Raw genomic sequence first — 2,597 nt, 5'->3', positions numbered from 1 at the left:
GGCAGCCGCCGAAATCGATCTCGCGGAATTCGCAAGACTTGCACGGCTCCTTCATCCAGCCGGTGCCGCGATAGCGGTTGAAGGCCTCGGAGTTCTGCCAGATCCAGGCGATCGAATGGTTGGAGCGCACCGACTCGAAGTCGAGCCCGGTGATGCTCTCGGCGGCGTGGCAGGGCAGCACCTTGCCGGCGGGCGAGATGTTGAAGAACTGACGGCCCCAGCCGCCCATGCATTTCTTCGGCCGCAGCGCGTAGTAATCGGGAACGACGTAGTCGATCGCAAGCGTGCCCTTCAGCCGTTCGCGCGCCTCCTCGACGAGGCGGGTACATTCGTCGAGCTGCGCCACCGTCGGCATCAGCGCGGCGCGGTTCTTCAACGCCCAGCCGTAATACTGCACATTGGCGACCTCGAGCCGGTCGGCGTCGAGATCGACGGACATCTGGATGATGTCAGGCAGCTGGTGCAAATTCTGCCGGTGCATCACCGCGTTCACGGTGAGCGGCAAATCAAGCTCGCGCGTCCACTTTGCGACCTCGAGCTTCTTGCGGTGGCCGCCCTTGTAGCCGGCGACGCGATCGGCGAGGCCTTCCTCGATGCCCTGGAACGAGATCTGCACATGGCAGAGCCCGGCATCGGCGAGACCGCTGAGCTTCTCGCGCGTCAGCAGTACGGCCGAGGTGATCAGGTTGGTGTAGAGGCCGACGTCGCTGGCATGCTTGACGAGGTCGACGAGGTCCTTGCGCGCCGTCGGCTCGCCGCCGGAGAAATGCACCTGCAGCACGCCGATCTCGGCGAGCTCGCTCAAGACCTTCTTCCATTCCTCGGTGGTCAGCTCCTTGCCCGAGCGATCGAGCTCCACCGGGTTGGAGCAGTAGGGGCATTGCAGCGGGCAGCGATGGGTGATCTCCAGCAGCACCGCGAGCGGAATGCCAAAAGTCTCCGCTGTCGAGCGCTGCTTCTCCAGCACCGCGAGGCTGTCGCTGGCGTTGGGCGGGACGGTGGGATTGCCGAGCACATCGCTCATGACGTCTTCTCCCGGGCTTCCGTGAGAAAGCCCTTGTCGGCGAGATCCTGCAGCATGACGATGACATCGGCCAGGATCGCCTCGCGCGGCGCGGCGTATTTGACCGCCAACGCGTCCGCAATGTCGCCGACGCTGCGCTCGCCGTTGCAGAGCTGCAGGACCTCGACTGCGATCTCGTCCGGGGCCAGAACACGTTCCGGCGCCAGGATCACCCAGACCTTTCGCGTCTCGTCATATTTCAGCTTGGCATGCCGCGGCAGCACCGGGCGGCTTGCCTCGCTGACGCTGATGTTCCGCGGCCCGGCCATTCCAGTTCCTCTTCAGCTCGCTTTGGGCACGAACGCGCCCGGCGGAATGTTGCCCTCGACATAGGCGTGCTGGAGCGCGTCGAGCTGCACCCATAGCACGTTGGTCTTGAAGATCAGCGCGTTGCAGACGGAGGCGCGCTCTTCCGGCGTCCTTGCATGCGCCTTGACATAGTCGAGCGCAAAGCCGGCATCGCGCGGCGCCTGGGTCAGGCGACGCTTGAAGTAGCTCATGATGTCAGGATTGACGAAATCATAGTGCTCCAGCATGCCGGAGATGCGTTCTTCATGCAGATTTGGCGCGAACAGCTCGGTAAGCGAGGAGGCGATCGCCTCCAGCGGGCTCTTCTCGCGGCAGTAGTGGACGTAGGCTTCGACCGCGAAGCGCGTCGCCGGCAAGATGCCTTCGGTCGATTCCACGTAAGCCGTGTCGAGCCCGAGTCCTTCCGTCAGCTTGATCCAGCGCTCGATGCCGCCCTCGGAGCCGACATCGCCGTCATGGTCCTCGATGCGATGGCGCCATTCCAGGCGCGTGGCGCGGTCGCGGAAGCGCGAGATCACCACCGCGTCCTTGATCGGGATGGTGCTCTGGTAATAGTAGCGGTTCAGCGCCCAGGCCTGCACCTGGCCCTTGTTCAGCTTGCCGCCGTGCAGCAGCTTGTGGAACGGATGCAGGCTGTGATAGCGCGTCGCCCCGATATGGCGCAGCGCCGCCTCCAGCTCCTCGGCGCTCGTGAGCTTGATGTCCTTGCCGATCGAGAGCGCAGTCATTCCAGTCATTGACGCCGCATTCACAGCACGATCTCCGTTCCATCCGCCGGTATCTGCCAGCCCGCCTGCTCAGCGGCCTTGCGCTCGGGTGAGGCAGGCAGCAGCGCCGGGTTCGAGTTATTGATATGCAGAAATATCTTCCTGTCGATAGCAAGGTCGGCCAGCCGTGCGATGGCGCCGTCGTCGCCGGACATGGCGACATGTCCCATGCTCTTGCCGGTCTTGTGGCCGAGGCCGCATTTGATCATCTCGTCGTCCTGCCAGACCGTGCCGTCGAAGAACACGAGCGAAGCGCCGTCGATCTCGGCCTTCAGCGCGTCGGTCACCTCGGCGCACGCCGCGATGAAGTAGAAGCACTTGCCGGTCGCCTTGTCGGTGATCTTCAGGCCCAGCGTGTCGCCGTCGCCGCTCTCGCCACCGGGATGCGCCTTGCCTTCCAGATACCAGGCCGACTTGCCGGGGACTGCGAAGGCCAGCACTTCCAGCCCGGAGCGCGC

At 64.3% G+C, this 2,597-nt stretch carries 4 protein-coding genes; all 4 read right to left on the bottom strand.

Features of this window, described 5'->3' with window-relative positions; translation table 11 throughout:
* Positions 1-1,024 (bottom strand): pyrroloquinoline quinone biosynthesis protein PqqE (gene pqqE / locus IC66_RS0136885; protein ID WP_038950959.1); only part of this gene is annotated, 1,024 nt, incomplete at its 3' end.
* Entirely contained in the window at positions 1,021-1,332 is a 312-nt protein-coding gene (gene pqqD / locus IC66_RS0136880; RefSeq protein WP_028145648.1) for a pyrroloquinoline quinone biosynthesis peptide chaperone PqqD, read from the bottom strand. The genes pqqE and pqqD, both read right to left, overlap by 4 nt.
* Before the next feature lie 12 nt (positions 1,333-1,344).
* Positions 1,345-2,124 carry a pyrroloquinoline-quinone synthase PqqC gene (gene pqqC / locus IC66_RS0136875; RefSeq protein ID WP_038950958.1) on the bottom strand — a complete coding sequence of 260 codons (780 nt, stop codon included), beginning with the start codon at positions 2,122-2,124 and terminating at the stop codon, positions 1,345-1,347.
* Positions 2,121-2,597, bottom strand: a 477-nt coding sequence (locus IC66_RS0136870) for an MBL fold metallo-hydrolase (RefSeq protein WP_038950957.1), incomplete at its 5' end; no start/stop codon positions are given. The genes IC66_RS0136870 and pqqC, both read right to left, overlap by 4 nt.

The organism is Bradyrhizobium genomosp. III, from assembly GCF_000261705.1.
Classification (GTDB): domain Bacteria; phylum Pseudomonadota; class Alphaproteobacteria; order Rhizobiales; family Xanthobacteraceae; genus Bradyrhizobium; species Bradyrhizobium ottawaense.
Note: the sequence above shows the minus strand (reverse complement) of the source record. Positions and strands in the feature narration are given on the sequence as shown.